General features: G+C 41.9%; 14 protein-coding genes and 1 pseudogene. 1 reads left to right on the forward strand and 14 read right to left on the reverse strand.

Features of this window, described 5'->3' with window-relative positions; all coding sequences use genetic code 11:
* A partial coding sequence (locus HMPREF9010_RS25395; RefSeq protein ID WP_008648529.1) for a transposase occupies positions 1 to 458 on the forward strand: 458 nt, incomplete at its 5' end.
* A gap of 87 nt (positions 459 to 545) precedes the next feature.
* On the opposite strand, the pseudogene HMPREF9010_RS14415 reads toward HMPREF9010_RS25395, so the two are convergent.
* The 14 genes and pseudogenes from HMPREF9010_RS14415 to HMPREF9010_RS14350 form a co-directional block, all read right to left on the reverse strand.
* A pseudogene (locus HMPREF9010_RS14415) lies at positions 546 to 1,678 on the reverse strand (AMP-binding protein).
* 31 nt (positions 1,679 to 1,709) lie between these two features.
* Positions 1,710 to 2,735: an o-succinylbenzoate synthase gene (locus tag HMPREF9010_RS14410; RefSeq protein WP_008648531.1), complete on the reverse strand. Its 1,026-nt coding sequence runs from the start codon at positions 2,733 to 2,735 to the stop codon at positions 1,710 to 1,712.
* A gap of 60 nt (positions 2,736 to 2,795) precedes the next feature.
* A complete protein-coding gene (gene menB, locus HMPREF9010_RS14405; RefSeq protein ID WP_004302264.1) occupies positions 2,796 to 3,620 on the reverse strand; it encodes a 1,4-dihydroxy-2-naphthoyl-CoA synthase in 825 nt (274 codons plus the stop codon).
* Positions 3,621 to 3,623: 3 nt separating this feature from the next.
* Positions 3,624 to 5,291, reverse strand: coding sequence for a 2-succinyl-5-enolpyruvyl-6-hydroxy-3-cyclohexene-1-carboxylic-acid synthase (menD, locus tag HMPREF9010_RS14400; protein ID WP_008648533.1), 1,668 nt, complete (start codon positions 5,289 to 5,291; stop codon positions 3,624 to 3,626).
* Between the two features lie 19 nt (positions 5,292 to 5,310).
* Complete coding sequence (locus HMPREF9010_RS14395; protein WP_008648534.1) at positions 5,311 to 6,426, reverse strand: isochorismate synthase; 1,116 nt, start codon at positions 6,424 to 6,426, stop codon at positions 5,311 to 5,313.
* Positions 6,423 to 7,655 (reverse strand): Cof-type HAD-IIB family hydrolase, encoded by a 1,233-nt coding sequence (locus tag HMPREF9010_RS14390; protein WP_004302261.1) that lies wholly within the window; start codon positions 7,653 to 7,655, stop codon positions 6,423 to 6,425. The genes HMPREF9010_RS14395 and HMPREF9010_RS14390 overlap by 4 nt, the downstream gene beginning before the upstream one ends.
* Before the next feature lie 83 nt (positions 7,656 to 7,738).
* A complete protein-coding gene (locus tag HMPREF9010_RS14385) occupies positions 7,739 to 8,101 on the reverse strand; it encodes a DUF488 domain-containing protein (RefSeq protein WP_004305785.1) in 363 nt (120 codons plus the stop codon).
* Positions 8,102 to 8,165: 64 nt separating this feature from the next.
* The gene (locus HMPREF9010_RS14380; RefSeq protein ID WP_004302259.1) at positions 8,166 to 9,923 is read right to left on the reverse strand and encodes a helix-turn-helix domain-containing protein; all 1,758 of its coding nucleotides are present in this window, start codon (positions 9,921 to 9,923) and stop codon (positions 8,166 to 8,168) included.
* Between the two features lie 141 nt (positions 9,924 to 10,064).
* Complete coding sequence (locus tag HMPREF9010_RS14375; protein WP_004302258.1) at positions 10,065 to 10,844, reverse strand: N-acetyltransferase; 780 nt, start codon at positions 10,842 to 10,844, stop codon at positions 10,065 to 10,067.
* Positions 10,845 to 10,899: 55 nt separating this feature from the next.
* Entirely contained in the window at positions 10,900 to 11,829 is a 930-nt protein-coding gene (gene rlmF / locus HMPREF9010_RS14370) for a 23S rRNA (adenine(1618)-N(6))-methyltransferase RlmF (RefSeq protein ID WP_008648538.1), read from the reverse strand.
* Positions 11,830 to 11,901: 72 nt separating this feature from the next.
* Entirely contained in the window at positions 11,902 to 12,552 is a 651-nt protein-coding gene (locus HMPREF9010_RS14365; RefSeq protein WP_004302256.1) for a response regulator transcription factor, read from the reverse strand.
* 71 nt (positions 12,553 to 12,623) lie between these two features.
* The gene (locus tag HMPREF9010_RS14360) at positions 12,624 to 14,072 is read right to left on the reverse strand and encodes a SusD/RagB family nutrient-binding outer membrane lipoprotein (protein ID WP_004302255.1); all 1,449 of its coding nucleotides are present in this window, start codon (positions 14,070 to 14,072) and stop codon (positions 12,624 to 12,626) included.
* A gap of 27 nt (positions 14,073 to 14,099) precedes the next feature.
* Complete coding sequence (locus tag HMPREF9010_RS14355) at positions 14,100 to 17,339, reverse strand: SusC/RagA family TonB-linked outer membrane protein (protein WP_008648540.1); 3,240 nt, start codon at positions 17,337 to 17,339, stop codon at positions 14,100 to 14,102.
* A 134-nt stretch (positions 17,340 to 17,473) separates the two neighbouring features.
* Positions 17,474 to 18,658: a PLP-dependent transferase gene (locus tag HMPREF9010_RS14350; RefSeq protein WP_004309996.1), complete on the reverse strand. Its 1,185-nt coding sequence runs from the start codon at positions 18,656 to 18,658 to the stop codon at positions 17,474 to 17,476.
* Between the last annotated feature and the right edge of the window lie 449 nt (positions 18,659 to 19,107).

A 19,107-nucleotide genomic window follows, 5' to 3' on the forward strand; every position in this document is an offset into this window, starting at 1 on the left:
GAAAAAGGTATCAACAAAAGAGGAAGGAAGTCAAGGAGCATAATGAGAGCATTGAAAACAGAAGTAAAATACAGAGAGTTTCACAGAATCAGATACGCAAATACATTCTAAAGGGAGAATCGGATAATCCTAAACTAGCGGAACTGTATAAGTCCTCACCGCAGATTAAAGAACTTTTAAGCGTGTGTCAGAATTTCAGAGATATGATTAATGGGAACACTTATGATAAGGATATTAGAAAGTGGATTGAAAAAGCGAAGGCAACACGGAATATGGCACTGACGAACTTTGCATATGGTATTGAAAAAGACTGGGAGGCAGTACAGGCAGCTATTGATATCCCCTTCAGTAACGGATTACTGGAGGGGACAGTGAATAAAATTAAAGCGGTAAAAAGACAGATGTACAATAGGGCAGGAATTAAACTACTGAGAGCGAAGATTATTTATTCACAATAGAAGAAGTACCACCAAATTTGACGAAGAACCCCAAATCACTCGGGGTTCCTCAATTTACAAGTTCACTAGTTTTACCGGAAACCTCAACTACATTGCATCATCATGTAGTTCTATGGATGGGAACTGATGCGAATGGGAAAGGTATGATGCTGCCAAAGCGCGGCAGCCGACCCGGTCTATTTTACCGTTTTCCGTCTGTGGGATAGATTCTGTAATAAAAAATGTTTGGGACGATAGTATGGTTCCAATGTTGTCTGCAACTTATTTTCTAGCTCTCTCGTATCCAATTGTCCTACTATCAATAAAGTGACAGCCTGTCCTAAGCGCTGATCCGGAACTGAAGTAATGACAAAGGATGCAGGAATAAACGGGCGGAGTAACTTCTCCATCTCTTCTGCTTGAATCTTAATTCCTCCACTGTTAATCACATTGTCTTTCCGCCCTAGAATCATAAAACTTCCATCGGGATAGATACGTGCAATGTCATTGGTCTGCAATGTTTCGTCACATACCAAAGGGGCATCGATGATTAACGTATTCTCTGCGGATAAAGACAATTTTACTGAAGGAAATGGATAATAATGTTCTGAAGCCGATGCTCCGTTCAGACGACGAAGGGCAATATGCGACAAAGTTTCAGTCATGCCATAAGTGGAGTAAACAGCAGTCGGAAGATGTTTTATCTCCGTTTCCAGAGCCTCATCAACGGCTCCGCCTCCTATAATCAGAATATCCGTTTGTTTTAATCGCTCTTTTTCTTCGGGAACCTGCAACGTGTTATAAACTTGCAATGGGACCATTGCAACAAATCTCAAAGGTTCTTTTATATCCGCCAACGGATGGCCGGAAGCAGGACGAATAATCAAATTCAAACCTGCAACCAATGAACGTACGACCACCATCATTGCACCGATATAACGGAGATTCATACATAATAATGCCGACTCACCTTTCTTCAAATTCAGAAATTCACAAGTCAGACGTGCACTTTGCATCATTTGATCCTTGCGTACCATCAGTTCTTTAGGTATACCCGTGGAGCCCGATGTATGAACTGTAATAACAGGAGAATCATTAAACCATTCGTTCAGGAAAAGATATAAATCCCAATAAGCAGGAGAATGAGCTTCTGCTCCTCCTACTATCAGTTGGCTTATTTCTTCAAAAGTGTATTCTTTTCCTTCCAGTAGCAAGCGCTGTTGTTGTCGATCGAATATCATCAGAATATCCTTTAAATACCACTAAATACCATCATTTACAAAACCACAGACAATCTTTTCTGATTTCAAGAGGCACTTCTATATTGTCAGTAAAGAGCATACCCGTTCCCAATCCTTGTGGTAACGGATTATTGAATGTTGCACACCAATGGGCGATAGCATTCAAACCAATGTTGGACTCCAAAGCGGAAGTGATCCACCAGCCGATATGTTGCTTTTCCGCTTCCATAATCCATTCATCCCCTCCACATATTCCTCCGTGGAGAGATGGTTTAATGATGATATATTGCGGACGGATGGTTGCCAGCAGTTTCTTTTTTTCTTCCAGCGTGTTGCATCCTATCAGCTCTTCATCCAATGCTACTGGCAACGGAGATTCAGAAGTGAGCCGAGCCATTTCTTCCCATTGTCCGGCACGAATCGGCTGTTCGATAGAATGTAAATCAAATTCTGACAGACGTTTCAGTTTTTCCATTGCATCACCCGGAGAGAAAGCACCGTTTGCATCTACACGCAACTCTATTTCTTTAGAAGAGAAATGGGTACGAATATGACGTAGTAATGCCAATTCTTTTTCAAAGTCGATAGCGCCAATCTTTAGTTTGACGCAACGGAATCCGGCTTCCATCTTTTTCTCGATCTGGGATAACATGTTTTCAAAATCTCCCATCCAGATCAGGCCGTTGATTGGAATCCCTACCTCTCCACGTGAAAAAGCCGTATCGGACAAAGCCCAACTCCCTGCAAAGAAATGCCAGATAGCCGTTTCCAAGCCAAATAAGATGGAAGGATACTTGCATAGACCATCTTTATCCAATTTTCCCTGTTCTTCCTCTACTTGCCGGCAAGTTCTTATTAATATATCTTCGTAATCAGGGAGATCATCACAACTTAACGCAGGCAAAGGCGCACATTCTCCAATTCCCACTCTACCCGGAAAATCAGGAGAAGTAAAGTGAAGATACCAGACTTTTCGTGTAGTATATGTTCCCCGGGAAGTTCCCGCGGGTTGCTTGAAATGAAGCAACCGAGGAATAATATCTATCTTACAATCCATAATGAATATCTTTTCAATCTGCTAATTACTGCACAATCAGTCTTTCATTAGCCTATTATTTTAAGGGAATTTCGGATATTGTTTGAAGTTCGGTTTACGTTTCTCCAGGAACGCATTCTTTCCTTCCTGTGCTTCATCCGTCAGGTAATAAAGTAATGTTGCGTCACCTGCCAACTCCTGAATACCTGCCTGGCCGTCCAGTTCGGCATTCAATCCCGCTTTAATCATGCGCAAAGCCAATGGACTAAGCAACATCATTTCTTCCGCCCATTGCACGTATTCATCTTCCAGCTGTTCCAAAGGTACTACCTTATTCACCAATCCCATATCCAATGCTTCTTGTGCATTATACTTGCGGCAAAGGAACCAAATTTCACGTGCTTTCTTCTGTCCTACCACACGCGCCAGATAAGATGCACCGAATCCGGCATCAAAACTACCCACGCGAGGACCTGTCTGACCGAAAATGGCATTTTCCGAAGCAATGGATAAATCACATACTACATGGAGCACGTGTCCGCCACCAATGGCAAAGCCGTTCACGGCAGCAATCACAGGTTTCGGAATACTACGGATTTGCTTTTGTACATCCAATACGCTCAAACGAGGCACACCGTCTTTCCCAATATATCCGCCACGTCCTTTCACGTTCTGGTCGCCTCCCGAACAGAACGCCTTATCACCGGCTCCGGTAATTACAATCACATCAATATCCGCTTCTTCACGGCAAATGCGCAATGCATCACTCATTTCGGCAGTGGTAGTCGGGGTAAATGCATTCCGATAACGTTCACGGTTGATTGTGATACGGGCAATTCCATTATAATAATCAAAAAGAATATCGTCGTATTCTCTGATGGTTGTCCACTCTCTTTGTGTTGGCATAATTTATTTTTGTTTTAATTGATGATAATAATTCTTCAACATACGTGCATCCTTGTTTTTGTTGGTAAACACTTCCAGGAGCACAGGTTGTTCCATAGTTTCCGGCTGGGTGAAAGTTTTCATTGCTTCAGTCAGCTCTTCATCATTTTGTGCCTGCAGATAAAGGAAACCACGTTCCTCCGCCCAGCCTTTGGCTGACGTTTTATGAACTGCTGCAATAAATTTATGTGAGGTGCCCGACATATCCAATCCCGGTAAAGTATGGAAAATCTCTCCTCCTCCGTTATTTAATAAAAGGATACGCAGGTTGGAACGGACGTTGATATTCCACAACGCATTCATATCATAGAAGAAACTTAGATCTCCGATAGCTATGAAATTCAGTTTGTCGGAAGCTGCCGCATAACCGACAGCGGTAGACAACGATCCTTCAATACCACTTGTTCCCCGATTGCAACAAACTTCAATTGTAGGAGGAATCGAATATAGTTGTGCATAACGAACTACCGAACTGTTTGCCAGATGCAATGCACAGGACTCCGGCAAAGCTTTCAATAATGTACCGACAGCCAACATCTCCGAATAGGCAAAATCCGGTTCGGGAATAATCTTACAATAATTCTCCCATACACGGGGATAGTCAGGAGTCCGGTTATCCAGCAGGCTGGCGATCTTCTCCAGAAATTCAAACGGGTCCATCTCGATCACTGTAGTCAATGAGCCGTACAAATCGACCACCTCACCATCCGGCGATACGTGCCAATGCTCTTTAGGCGGATGCTGACGGAGAAACTTCTTCAATCGTTTGGAAACGACATGTCCTCCGTAAGTAATCAGCAATTCGGGAACCATCTGGTCTATCTTCTCTTCGGGCATGGCATAAAGTGCCGCATCGAAATTCTTTACCGGAATACCGGGAACTGTCTGATTGCCGATATGTTCCGTCAACCAGGCAAAATGTTTATATAATAACTTGATATATCTTTTTTCAAACAGATAAATAAGGTTCATCTGACCGATGATAATCATGCGCTTCTGATATTTATTCATCCGGTCGACCAGATCATTATAATCACGGTCATAGACGTTCAATCCCTGATAACGGGTTATCACACGTACTTCCGGGAGTGCATCTACCGTGAATTGAAACAGCGGTTCGGAAATAGGAACATTGATATGCACCGGGCCTTTTCCATGATGATTCGTCTCCAGCAAGGCTTCATTCACCAGGCGATTACAATACCATTCATCTTCTTCCGTATGAATCTCCGGAAGATTGACCGACTTCTTTACCAGCGTTTGAAACACACCCGGTTGCGGCACTGTCTGTCCATCCATCTGTCCGATCCAGGCAGCGGGACGGTCTGCTGAAATGACAACTAAAGGAACATTCTGATAAAATGCTTCCGCTACAGCCGGATGAAGATTTAATAATGCAGTACCGGAAGTGCAGCACACAGCAGCGGGCTTACCACCATTCAACGCAAGACCAATAGCAAAATAACCGGCACTCCGTTCATCCGTCACTGCATAACAGGTGAAGTTCGGATGATTAGACAAAGTATGTACGATGGGCGTATTACGACTACCCGGACACAACACAACCTTAGTAATCCCGTGCGCCTCGAGCAACGCAACCAACTGGAGTATGTTCTTCTTGTCTGTATACATGATGATAATTATTAGTAGTTTATGATTTTAAAGGAGGCGTTGCAATCAGCCGTTTGATGGTTTGCAACTTCTTTTCCGTTTCCAGCCATTCGTCATTCAATTCCGAAGAAGCCAGTAGTCCACCGCCGGCATAAAGAGTCAGTTGTTCATCTTCAATATGCATGCAGCGCAGATTCACATAGATGTCAGTTCGCCCTTCCGGGTCCAGCCAGCCGATAAAGCCGGAATAATAGCGGCGGTCGTAGCCTTCGTTCTGCAATATAAACCGATAGGCTTCTTCTTTCGGTAAACCGCATACAGCAGGCGTTGGATGCAACACTTTCAAGAGATCTCCCAAACCTTTGTTATCTTTCAAAGAAAACTGGAAATCTGTTTTCAAATGTGACAAAGCACCTGCATAAGCCGGATAAGGCCCGTTCTCCGTAGAATGAATACCCAACGAAAGGAGTTGGCGACGAATGTAAGAAGCTACATAAGCCTGCTCTTTCCGATTCTTTTCATCCCATATTTGGGGCAGTTTACCATCTTGCAAAGGCTGTGTCCCGGCCAACGCTACTGTATTCCATTCATCTTTTTCACCCGATAAAATGATTTCGGGAGTGCTTCCCAACCAGATTCCTGTCTGCGGAGTGTAGCACAAGTATATATATGAATGAATATAACGCCTGCAAGCTGCACGAAATATAGATAAAGGGGAAAAACCGGATACTTTATCAATAGTAAGATGACGTGAAAGTACTAATTTATCAAAAGTATTATCACGCAAAGCATTTATAAAGGTATGAAAGCAGGAGGCATATTCCTCCGTAGAAGAAGTCAGGAACGATTCTTGTCCTTGCATCCGCAAAGCGACTTCCCGTTCTTCTGCCGTATCATTGTCAATCGGCAAAGGTTGCCCCCACTGATCGGGTTGAATCAATACGACAGGACACGTCTCACTCACCTGAAACGGAGCGATGACAAATCCTCTCTGTCCATTCAGTTCTTTCAGGTCGTATATCAGACGTACCGCTCCTTCCGCCTGTGTCAACAGACGGGGAACTTTCTCCCCGGGAATACGGTAAACAGCAAACGGCTGCTTCCGCTGAATAAATGCATCAATAGTTGTCAAATTACTTATTTCTTCGTCGGTCATCTCTTTTTCATCACACTGTTGACTACCCGTATGGAAGACACTAGTTTGTTTGTTGAAGTAAACACGTCTACATTCCATACATGGGAGGAACGTCCCTTATGTACAACTGTTCCTACTGCACGCACTGTATCTCCTTCATGTGCAGAAGATATGTGGTTTCCACTGACCTGCATTCCTACTACAATCTCGTCCGGCTGGCAAAGAATCATTGAACCGAGTCCGGCAACTGTTTCCGCCAATGCAAGAGTAGCCCCGCCATGCAAAATGCCAAAAGGCTGACGGGTACGATGGTCTACCGGCATTGTTGCTTCCACACGGTCTTCGTCGGCATAGGTATATTGAATTCCCAAGTTTCCCATCAATGCGTGGCGTGCCTGCGCATTCAGTTGGTCAAGGGGAATTTCGGCTACACGCACTTCGGATATGATAGCCTTCTCCACTGCAACGGCCACTCCGTCTTCCTCATTCGAAGCAGTCACATAATCGGCACAGGCTTTCACCGAGTCTTGTGAATGTCCCATAGCTATGCCCAGCCCCGCCAATTGAATCATTGTTACGTCACACACACCGTCGCCCACAGCAATCACTTCCTCACGCTTCATACCTAGCACCTCCAGCAAAGCACCCAAAGAATTGGCTTTGTCGATGGCGCAGGGAACTACTTCCAGAAAATAGGGCTCCGAACGGAATACGTCCAACGCCCCATTCAGTCGTCTCTTCCAGTGATCTTCCAAACCAAGCAATGCTTCTTCGTCATCGCTCACCAGCATACACTTACAAGGAGCAAAATCAACGGCAGCAGAAAATTCTTCTTCTTTGATTATTTGCAGGTCATTCAACCGGGCTTCATTTTGGATATGTTCATTTTCAGGAGAATCCGTTATGATCGTATCATCATGATAAGTGAATAAAGCAAAACCGTTTTTACGGGCTTTCTTTTCCAGATACGGCAACATTTCGGGATTAATCCGACGTTCAAACAGAATTTCTCCGTTTTGTGCATTGATAATCTGACAGCCATTATAGGAAAGGATAAAACCTCCATAGTTTCCAAGTTCGAGCATCTTAGCTAGTGGCATTAAGCCATAAGTCGGTCTGCCGGATGCCAATACGATACGTACTCCCATTTGCTGAACCTTCAACAGGGCAGCCAATGTACGTTTACTAATTTCTTTCGCATCATTGAGGAGTGTTCCGTCTACATCAAGAACCAATAATTTATACTTCATGATTACACGATTTTGATTTAGATTACAAAGGTAGGAAATTGAGTGAACGACAGAAAGCGTAAACAGATAAAATTACTTTAATTTCACTCTCTCAAACGCATTTCCAGATAATCGCGAAGAATTCGGGCGTGATTATACACCGGTTCTTTTGAAGCATAAAGTAGTGTTATCACCGGATGTGGTTTGATAAGAGTCAGAAAATCAGCCATTGATGGAGAAGCATCCAGCTCTTTTTGATACTGCGTGACAAAATCTCCCCAATGTCCGGGAATATCTTCATGAAACCATTTACGTAATGTAGGGGATGGTGTTATGTCTTTTGCCCAATAATCGTATTTCAACCATTCTTTCTTCATTCCGCGTGGCCATAATTTATCTACCAACACCCGGTATCCATCTGTTTCTGAAAAATCTTCGTAAACCCTCTTTATCCTTACCTGTATCATTTCCATTAATATTTAGTTATCAATAGATAAACCGGGAAAAACGAAAATTGTTTAGTAGAACTATTTAATTCCTCAATGTGTCCTGCGCTTTTTTAAATTCATAAGGAGTCATTCCCGTCTTTTTCTTAAAAAGGTTATATAATATCGGGGCACTATTAAATCCGGATTCATCAGCGATGGCACGTATGGTATAGTTAGGATATTTTTTCATTAGCTTGATCGCATAATTAATGCGCAGTCCGTTGATGTACCCATTGAAATTAGTTCCGGTGCATTCTCTTATCATCCGGGCAAAGCGTGCATTATTCAGATGTACAATCTGCGCCAAATCTTCTCTTGAGAGCTCTGGAGAAAGATATAGCTGTTTTTGAACGACTGTATGATTTAATTCCTGGAATATTTTCTTGTTCTCCTCTTCTTCCCCACTTTCTTTGTCTGTTTCGTCCAAAAGTTCATCCTGTTCTTCAGGAGAAATCAATTCCGGTTCCAATTCTGATGAAACCTCCTGTTCCTCGTACACTTCCAATAACTGATTACCATCTTTTTTATTGGCAAATTTCTCGTTTATCAGTTTGGCAAGCATCCTGTTTTTATACTCGATTATATGGTTGAAACGCCACAAACGCCAAAGTATAAACAGGGTCAGCACTACAATACACGCCAAAAAGCAGAGTGAAACATTCCTTATTTTTAGCTGTGAGGCTTGCTCGGCGATGTATTCTTCTTTTTCGGAAGCACCGTACATCGCGTTCAATTCTAATGCAGCATTTTTCCTGTCGGTACTGTTAATGCTATCCGTTATTGCAATGATGGTTTCACGTATTTCTGCGGCTTCTTTATAACGATTCAGCCCCAGATATGCCTGGACTTCCTTATTAAGTATAGTTAAATATTGAGCGTTCAAGGTATCCCGCTGTGTTCTCAACAATTCTTTAAAGTCCTTACAGTTGTCTATTACTGTCTCATATTGTTTGGAAAGAATCAAATAAGGAATCGAATACATCTTGCCATCCGGAGTATGAGATTCTTTTATTGCCAGATATTTTTGATAATATCCTTCTGCTTGCGCATATTTCTTTTCTAAATAAGAAATATAGGCCAAATTTGCATATAAATAGCTATATTGACCATCAATGTAGCCTTCGGGAACCTCCGGTACTTTCTCTAATTTTTTAAGAAGTTTTTCACGTTCATAAGCAAGAGCCAAAGCTTCATCAATACGGGAATCTGTCATTAAAAATCCCATCTCTGCTCCATAATAATAGGAAAGCAGCATCATTTCTCTCATATCCTTTGACCCACGCAGTAATTCAATCGTACGACCAAAATAATTATACGCCTCATCTTTCAATGACAGCCTCCAATTATTCTCTCCTATGCAAAAAAGCAATCTAGCTTCCGCCTCTCTGTCCTTCAGTTTTTGAGCCTGCATAATTCCACTAAGAGCATAATGCATGCTCTCATTATATTTACTCATTATGGATGAAAGTTCAGCTAAATAAACCGTCATCTTCAACATGTGCTTAGGTTCTCTTTGAGAGATGGAATCAAGCAAGTACGACTTCCTTGCATACATAAAAGCTAGTTTATTCATATACATATTACGATATGACAAACTGCGCAATTCATTAATCAGACGCAGAGGGAAGGCTTTTCTGGTTTCGGCCTCATCCAACAACTGTAAAGCACGTTTGGGGTTGGAAATATAAATATCTCTGATATATTTTTCTGTATACAAAGAGTCATTATTTATAATTTTATCAGCCCTTGAAAATTGATTGTGTACAAATAGAAGCACAAAAATACATACCCAAAAACGCATAAAACTCTTAATCGTGTTTAATCATTAATTATCCAAAGGTATGTATTTTCCAAAAAATGTGCAGACACAATTTAAATTTGCAAAATAAAAATAAGAAACATTAGCTAAACATATCAGAGACGTAACATGGTTCCAAGTCAGCTATTCTCCTGAATCACAGCCCAATGCTTTGCTCAATCGCCCTTCAAGGCATACACTTAAGTCAGTCGTTACAAACTTGCCATTATAAAAAAGAGTAAATATGGTAGCCGGAGTAGGTGCATTTTGCGCCTGTTCCATACTTTCCAATTCAATTATTCTCAATGGAATGTCTTTGCTCTTAGCAGCACTGACCAAAGAACCGCGAACGTGAAACTCCGTAAACGGGCAGCGATGGGTATAATAAACGACTATTCCATCCTTATCCGGACACTCACCGCTCAACACGCAATCATTAAAAGAAGGATCAGGAGCAGCCGGGTTTAGTTTCAAACTTAAAAGGCTGAATCCGTAAGGGAGTTTTTCTATTGTTTGGAAACCTTGTCGCAACAGCCATTTCGTGTCACTCATAAAATGAAATTTAGAAGTGCCCACCACTGTGACAAGCCCATCTTTCCCCTGCAATTTTGCATCATCAATGGCAGACTGCAATAATGCCTTACCATGTCCGCAACCTTTATATTTACCTGACACCCAGAAACAGTTTATCATCAGATAATTGGGAGCATTCACCGGAACCCATGCTTTTTCAGCAGGACCGTATTCGATAAACACTTTTGCCCGTTCATCAATACGTCTGAACACATAGCCGTTATCGAACTCTTTCTTCAGCCATTCTTTTTTGAGTTCATAACTATCCTTGCATTTCTTATCTGAGAAAGCACAGCATATATGTTCGTTTGCAATATTCTCCTTTGTCAAAGTGATGTAATTGGTTTCCATAATATTCTATTTAATTAATAGGTTAAACAAATAACAGTTCGATATTCACTCATTGTTATGAGTTGGTAGCAAATCGCCAAGCTAATATCCTGCTACTTTTAGTTCCCTGCTGCATTCGAATAACTTTATATTCGGACACATTCACCGATTTTAATTTGGTATATAACTTTTCCAGATTTTTTTCTTTAGAAACCAAACTCGTAAACCATTCGCAGTTCTTCTGATATTTTTGGCTCTCGGAAATCATATTCAATAAGAAACGAACTTCTCCGCCCTCGCACCAAAGTTCATTCGCACTCCCGCCGAAATTTAGCTGCACTTTATTTATCTTCGTACCTTTCAGACTGCTTAATTTGCGTAACGTTCCGTCTTCCGCCTCTGCACGCGAACTATGAAACGGAGGATTGCATATTGTCACATCAAAATACTCATCAGGCATAATAATTCCATCGAAAATCTTCTTACTATCTTTCTGAAGTCGCAAGTCAATCTTATGAGCCAACACAGGGTTGCAAGTCACTATCTTTCGTGCATTTTCTATCGAAACCGGATCAATATCAGTACCAACGAAGGTCCATCCATATTCAGTGTGTCCTATGATCGGATAAATGCAATTTGCACCTACCCCAATATCCAGACATCTACATTTAGACTTCTGTCCATTAGCATCTCCTGCCGGTAAATCCGGTGTTGTTCCGTTCGGCTGGATAAGATCGGCAATATAATGAATGTAATCCGCCCTTCCGGGAATAGGCGGACACAAATATTGCTTCGGTATGTCCCAATACCGGATGCCATAATAAGTTACCAATAATGCTTTGTTCAAAGCCTTCACCGCTTGCGGATTAAAAAAGTTTATAGTTTGTATTCCGAGGGGATTGAGCGATACGAATCTCTTTAATGGAGGATAATTTTCCATCAACAATGGAAAATCATACTGACCATTGTGCTTATTTCTTATATGTAACTCACCTTTTTTTGCCATGCGGGCAAAGATACAGAGAATTTTCCTGCCTACAAATTCTTCTTAACTCTTATCCTAACACTCTTCTGAATATCATATATAATATTCTACCATTTCAATCAGCCCGGCGCGTAAAGTATACTTAGTTGCTTCATATACATTATTCACACCCAACTTCCGGAAAATATTCTTTTTATGGGTGATAATAGTATGAATGCTTGAGGTTCTTTCCAATGCTATTTCTTTCACAGATTTCCCATGTGCTATCAATTTAAGAATGTCAATCTCTGTAACAGTCAAAACAGAATGAATTTCCGGTTTGTCGGAACCGATTATCAATAAATTGGTTATCTGATGACAAAGAAATCGCTCCCCGTGTGCTGTACACATCAATGCAGAATGAATTTCCTCACCGGAGTTCTCTTTCAAAATCATACCAATATTCCTTTCTATACTCATCCTACGAATAAAGTCTTCGCTCAATTCATTGGAAAACAATATCCAACGAACTCTCGGAAAACGTTTTTCTATAATAAGAAACTCTTCTATACCATTGATGTCAAACAGTGTATAGTCAAGTATAACGACACTGTCATTACATTCTACCAATGCAAGCATGAGCTCTTTCTTGTCTGTCACATCTATCATGCGACATCCACTGAATATAGCGGAAATATATCCATGCATTCCCATTCTGGTTATATCCTGATTATCTGCTATGATAAATGTAATGTCAGTGTTCATTGTTATTCTGTTTTTTTTAAATTCAACGGATATTTTTCAAACGCATATTGCAGCCCGGAGACACGGAGGTATCATCGTTCTTTATTAGCTACATCAAACCACAAACGGGTAGTAATCTCATCTGCTCCCTGATGGGATATGGCAATCTGATACTGCTTACCATTCAGTGATTGTTCCGTTACGGGATAAAAAAAGCGACGAGGTAACTCTCCGGAACCCAAAACGGAATCGGGACCAGGGATAAGCTGGGGATAACCGAGCCTGCGCCAGTCAGTGAAAGCATCGGGTCCCTGTCCATAATAAGCGATCCACTTCTGCCAGCCGATAGATTCATACCAATGTGCGGCGTCGAACCGAATCGCCTCCTGCTGTAAATAGGAATCGATTATACGATTGTCTATAATGCCAAACTGATTCAATGAAGCAGTAATAGCTTCGCGGTAGAGCGTTTCCGCATCAGCCGTTATCCAGCCGCGTGCAGCGGATTCTGCAAAGATAAACAAGACCTCGGCATACGTATAAAATACAGCCGGAGAGCTATCTTTCAAAAAATAAGTACCGGGACGGGAAACTTTATTAAATCCCTGATTATTAGCGGCATCAGCAGATAAGGAATTGGCAGCTCCTACATAGTTTTTCACACCTTCGTCTTGAGGTAGCTGGGCTAAAATTCCAATTCTCGGATCATTCCATTCATTCAGTTTATCAATCAACGTTTTTGATACCCGCTGATCATCACGTGAATTGAAAGCAGATGCCCATGGATTCCATTGTGGTGAAGAAGTAAAAACAAAACGGGCTATAGCATCATTGCTATCTATTACACTGTTACGATTATCCCAAAGGGAAGCAATAACCCGACGCGCTGTATCCTCATCCCGGTCAGCTAATTCAAGGGCGATACGTAGCCGTAGGGAGTGGGCCAATTGTTTCCAGCGGGTAATATCATTTCCGTAAATCAAATCCCCTTCTACCGTTCCTCCTGTGGTAGAAAGCAACTGGTCAGCAGCGATCAACTCCTCCAAAAGCCCGCGCAAAACAGTCTCTTGTGAATCATAAGCGGGTGTTACACTTTGTGCATATTCACTGTATGGTATATTTCCATACAGATTGGTCAGCAACAGGTAAACCCACGAACGCCACACTGTAGCTATCCCTCGATAATTATCATTTCCGAGTTCCGAACTGATAATAGCATTCAAGTCAGTTATTAGCGTTGCATAGCCGGTGTCCCACGTAGTGGTAAAGCTGCCATTATCCACATTATAGCAATCTGGCTCTGTATATTGTATTTTAGCCCAATGTTGCACCCACAACAGAGTAGAATTATAGTTCGTACTACTTCCCCAATAAAGATTGGCGGCATGATACTGTGCAGCGGCAAGTAAATAAGCCGGCTGTGGATTTTCAGTGGCATTGGGGTTGCGGTTGATATCAGTCAATTCATCATCACACGATGATAGAGAAATGGCAACCACTTGTACCCATATTATATATAAAAAATATATTCTTCTTTTCATCTTATCCTATTATTTAAAGGTTCACATTTAGAATTTCACGGAAAGGTTCACACCAAAGGAACGTGTTGTAGGCAATGAATAGGCTTCTACTCCTTGTGCGTTTCCAGTAGTCAAAGCCGATTCCGGATCTATATTAGGGACGCTCTTATAAATAGTCCACAAGTTACGTCCCGTCAGTGTAACGGAAGCTTCTTGCAAATGCAGTTTCTGCGTCCACAAGCGAGGTAGACGGTAACTCAAAGCGACTTCTCGCAGTTTCACGTAAGAAGCATCATATACATTAGCTTCAGCAATACTGTAAATACGATGGTAGTATTTCTCGGCAGATACAACCTCTTCGTTCTTAGAACCACTTTCCGTCACTCCTTCTACCATAATGCCATCCTGATACACACGGGTGGATTGCTCATTGACCTGGGCATAGTAAAGTCCATCAGAGGATACGGAATAAGAAGGAGATTCTGGTAATCGTACATTGTTACCCATGGCGTCAGTATAATACCACAAGCCACCGTGCTCGGCATCCCGGCCCGATAATGTGTTAGCTAATACACCGGTATATTTTCCAGTTTTATTAGTGTTGGAAAAAATAGAACCACCTACACTTGCATCTATCAGAAAAGAAAGACTTAACGAACGATAACTGAAAGTGTTACTGATACCGCCTGTCCAGTCGGGCGTAAACTTCCCCAACGTTTTATTAGTGGTCGAAATCTTAGGCAGACCGTTAGCATCCACCACAACGTTTCCATTAGCATCACGCACGTATGAAGTGCCGAACAGGGTTCCATAAGCTTCGCTCACTGAAGCCAGTATCTGAATACCAGACGAGTAGAGCTGGTAACTCGTAATCAAACCTTCATCATCCAATTTGACAACCTTGCTGCTGTTGGCACCATAATTCAAATCCAGATTCCAACGAAACCCTTTCGATGTTTGTATAGGAACAGCGCCCAATTGTATTTCATAGCCACGATTACGGATATGTCCGGCATTACGCACCTGCGACGTGTACCCACTGGCAGCAGTAGTAGCTAGTTTCAATATTTGATTACGACTATCGGTCTTATAGTAAGTGAAATCCAAGTATAGGCGATTGTCCCAAAAAGCCGCCTCGAAACCAGCTTCTATAGATGACGTCTTCTCCGGTTTTAGATTCGGATTCATACCAATGGTAGAAGAACTTTGAAGTGGATTCCCATTGAAAGCTGTTTCTGAAGTAAAGACCGTTGCCAATTGATAAGGATTGGCATCTGCTCCCACTTGAGACCATCCTCCACGTATTTTTAGGTAGTTAACAGCTTTACTTCTCCATCCGAAAGCTTCAGAAAGCAACACACTAGCCGTCACCGAAGGATAGAAATAAGAATTGTTGTCCACAGGTAGTGTAGACGACCAATCGTTCCGTCCTGTTATATTCAAGAAAGCCCAACGACGGTAATCCAGTTGTATGGAACCGTAAAGGCCATATTGCCGTAAACGGTAGAAATCATTGGACGAAGTGAGCGGATCACGCGAGTTAGTCAATGTATAAAGATCAGCAACCGCCAAACGGGGAGCAGCCTGATAATTATTCTCATATTGTTTGTTACGTACATTAAAACCCAGAAGAGCGTCAATTCCCCAATTTTTATTCAACTGTTTGATATAAGTCGCCAATACTTCTGTGTTATTCTCTTTCACCGTATAGGCATCTTCAGCATAACTGCCGTAAGGCGAACCGGCACCTGCACTCCCCCATTTTACTTTGGATTTCCTCCGGTCATTATACCAGTCGGTACTAGTACGGAAACGCACATTCAACCCATCTGTCAGACGGAATTCGGCATGCAGATCACCTATCAGACGATGACGTTCCTGACTCTGTGTATTATAAGAAGCACTCCAAAAAGGATTGTCGTAATAGCTTGAATTCCAGTTGCGAGTATAGTCCGCCTTCAATGAGTTCGTATCCACTTGACGTCCGAACCACAAGAACTGAAGCATAGGACTGTTAGAACGTACGTTACTGCCCGAGGGGGTAGCTGACCCCGGTAAACTGGGAGCTGTATAAACGATGTAATTGGCCGTAGCTCCCACCACAATCCATTTTGCCAGATGGTAATCCGTATTTAGGCTGATATTCGTCTTATTAGTTCCAGCATCAGGAACGATACTGACTTGTTTTTCGTAGTTATATCCTACACGGAACTGGTATTTGTCGTCTCCACGGGCAACAGAAATACCGCTGTTTGTAGAAATACCCATGCGAAAATAATCGCGTACATTGTTGGGATGGGATACCCAGGGAGTAGCCACACGATTACCGTCAGCGTCCAATGGGCTATCGAACTGAGGAATCAACAAACCAATATCAAGACGTGGCCCCCAGCTTTCGTCTACCCCGTCATTCACACCTGCACCCTTGCCATCTACATAACTGAACCGTCCCCCTGCCCCTTGTCCAAAAAGATTTTGAAACTCCGGCAAGGTAGCAACAAAAGAGACTTGCGTGGAAGAATGTAATGTAATCCCTATCCCTTTCTGCCTTTTGTCTCCTCCCTTAGTAGTGATGACAATAGCACCGTGAGCAGCACGCGCACCATAAAGGGCAGCGGCATTCGGACCTTTCAATACAGTAAGTGTTTTTATGTCTTCCGGATTCAGGTCTGCTATTGCATTTTTAAAATCGCGTCCGCTGGAACGTGCATTAAGCTGCGAATTATCCACTGGGATTCCATCCACAATAAAAAGCGGTTGATTCTCACCTGCAATAGAAGTTTCACCACGAATAACGATGCGACTGGAACCAACATCTCCTTGTGTATTGGTAATACGCACACCAGCTATCTTACCACTCAACGAATTTAACAGATTATTATCTTTCCCTTGCACCAAAGCATTCTGTTTTACTTCCTGTGCCGTATAGCCCAATGCCTTTTTCTCGCGTGAAATACCCAAAGCCGTTACTACTACCTCATCCAGCAGATGCGTATCACTCTTCAGTGTTACCGATACCTGTGGTGCAATAGCCACCTCTTTTGCCATCAGACTAATGTAAGAGATTAGCAGCCGGGTGGCTGATGGCGGGAATCCACTCAGTTCAAATCTCCCGTTGACATCAGTTACGGTACCCAATGAAGTTCCTTTCACTATAACTGAGGCACCGATAACCGGCTCCCCATCTTCTTCTGTGGTGACGATGCCCCGCACTGTTGTCACCTGTGCTGCCCCTTGTATCACTCCTATTGCAAGAGCAAGCAAAAATAAATGAATCCTTTTACCCATTATTGTTTACTGTTAAAATGATGGGGCAAAGGTATTAGATATATACAAGCTGATAAATCCCGTATGAATGGCATTTTATATACCATATTTGCGGTATATTTACAGTTGCGTGTATGACTTTCAGATTTTTGCTTCTAATCCTTTTTATTATTCAAAGCCTGTCTGACATCGTCAAACAGATCATCCACATCCTCCAAACCAATTGAGAAACGGATAGTCGTATCCAACACATCCATGTCCTGTCGCTGTTTATCAGTAAACGGTCCAAAAATAGTACTTGCAGGATGAATAGCAAGCGTCTTATTGTCAAACAAGTTAGTAGCGCGACGTATCAATTTCAGTCGGTTGATGAAAGCAAAGCATGCCTCTTTACTTTCCAGGTCTATCGTAATCATAGCACCGGCAGTCGGACCAAACTGTCTTTGTGCCAAAGCGTAGTATGAATTATCCTTCAGCCCCACATAATTCACACGTTTGACAGCAGATAATATGCGAAGCTTACCAGCCAACATAGCGGCATTGGCAGACTGTATCCGATATCGCGCGTCCAATGTTTCCAATCCGATAGTATGCATATAGGCCACATGAGGAGTCATATAAGCTCCCAGATTGAGTAACATCTCTGTACGCATACGTTTACCGAATCCCGGACATGTACCATAATCAATTACTAAACCACCAATGGAAGTGGCTCCCCCTGATAAATATTTGGTACTGGAAACCACTTCAATATCTACGCCTAAGCTATGTGAATCGAATTCTGTGAAAGGAATAAGCGTAGTATCAACGATGAGAGGAATTCCCCTTTCATGAACTATCCGTGAGAGCGCCTGTAAATCCGCCACTTCCATCTGCGGATTGGTGATAATCTCCACATAAATGCAGCAGGTATTACTGTCTACTACTTTCTCTACTGCTCCAATGTCTGTCAAATCACACAATCTAGGTTCCACCCCGAAGCGGGACAATGTACCAGCAATAAACGAATAAGTATTACCAAACAAATGACGCGATGTAATTATATTCTTTCCTGCAGCTGCAATTGAAAATAATGTATTACTAATAGCCGCCATACCGGAATTGAGGGCTATGACTTCTGCTGCCCCCGTAAGTTCCTTCACCTTATTCTCAAAAAAAGTCACTGTGGGATTCATCACTCTGGAGTAATCCGGAGCATCTGTCCGCCCGCAAAAAGCATCAGCCATGTCATCAGCATTGTCAAATTCATAAGCCGCTGTATGGTAAACCGGCATACTGAGAGAATTGTAAGCATCTCTTCTTTGGAACTGCGTATGAATCGCTTGGGTCTGTTTTTTCATCATTCTATTCATTAATATTATAACTATCAAATCTCGTACAATCAGAACAAAGGTAGATATAAAAACTGAAATCCGACAGTAGATCAAAACAGATATTTAACTGATAATAAGCATTTTGGAATAATATTCTTTAAACCGATAAATTCAATCTGAAAAAAGAGTGTTTATTCTAAAATAAACAGTTCAAATAGTGTTATTTTCTATTTCAACAGAAACCGCCCCTTTTTATGCTTATCTTATTCACATACACAAAATAAAAAATCCCCGTAAAGTACTACTTTACAGGGATTTATCTATTAATTGAAGCGGAGAGACAGGCTCTCGAACCTATACATTCAAGAAATATCATAAAATTGCAAATTACTGATAATCACACACAATTTGGAATACATAGTAAATCTAAATCTTTCTGAATATCTTTTGCTATTCCAAATATTGGGTGTATATTT

Origin of the sequence: Bacteroides sp. 3_1_23 (assembly GCF_000162555.1) — a bacterium.
In the GTDB taxonomy this organism is placed as follows: Bacteria; Bacteroidota; Bacteroidia; order Bacteroidales; family Bacteroidaceae; genus Bacteroides; species Bacteroides ovatus.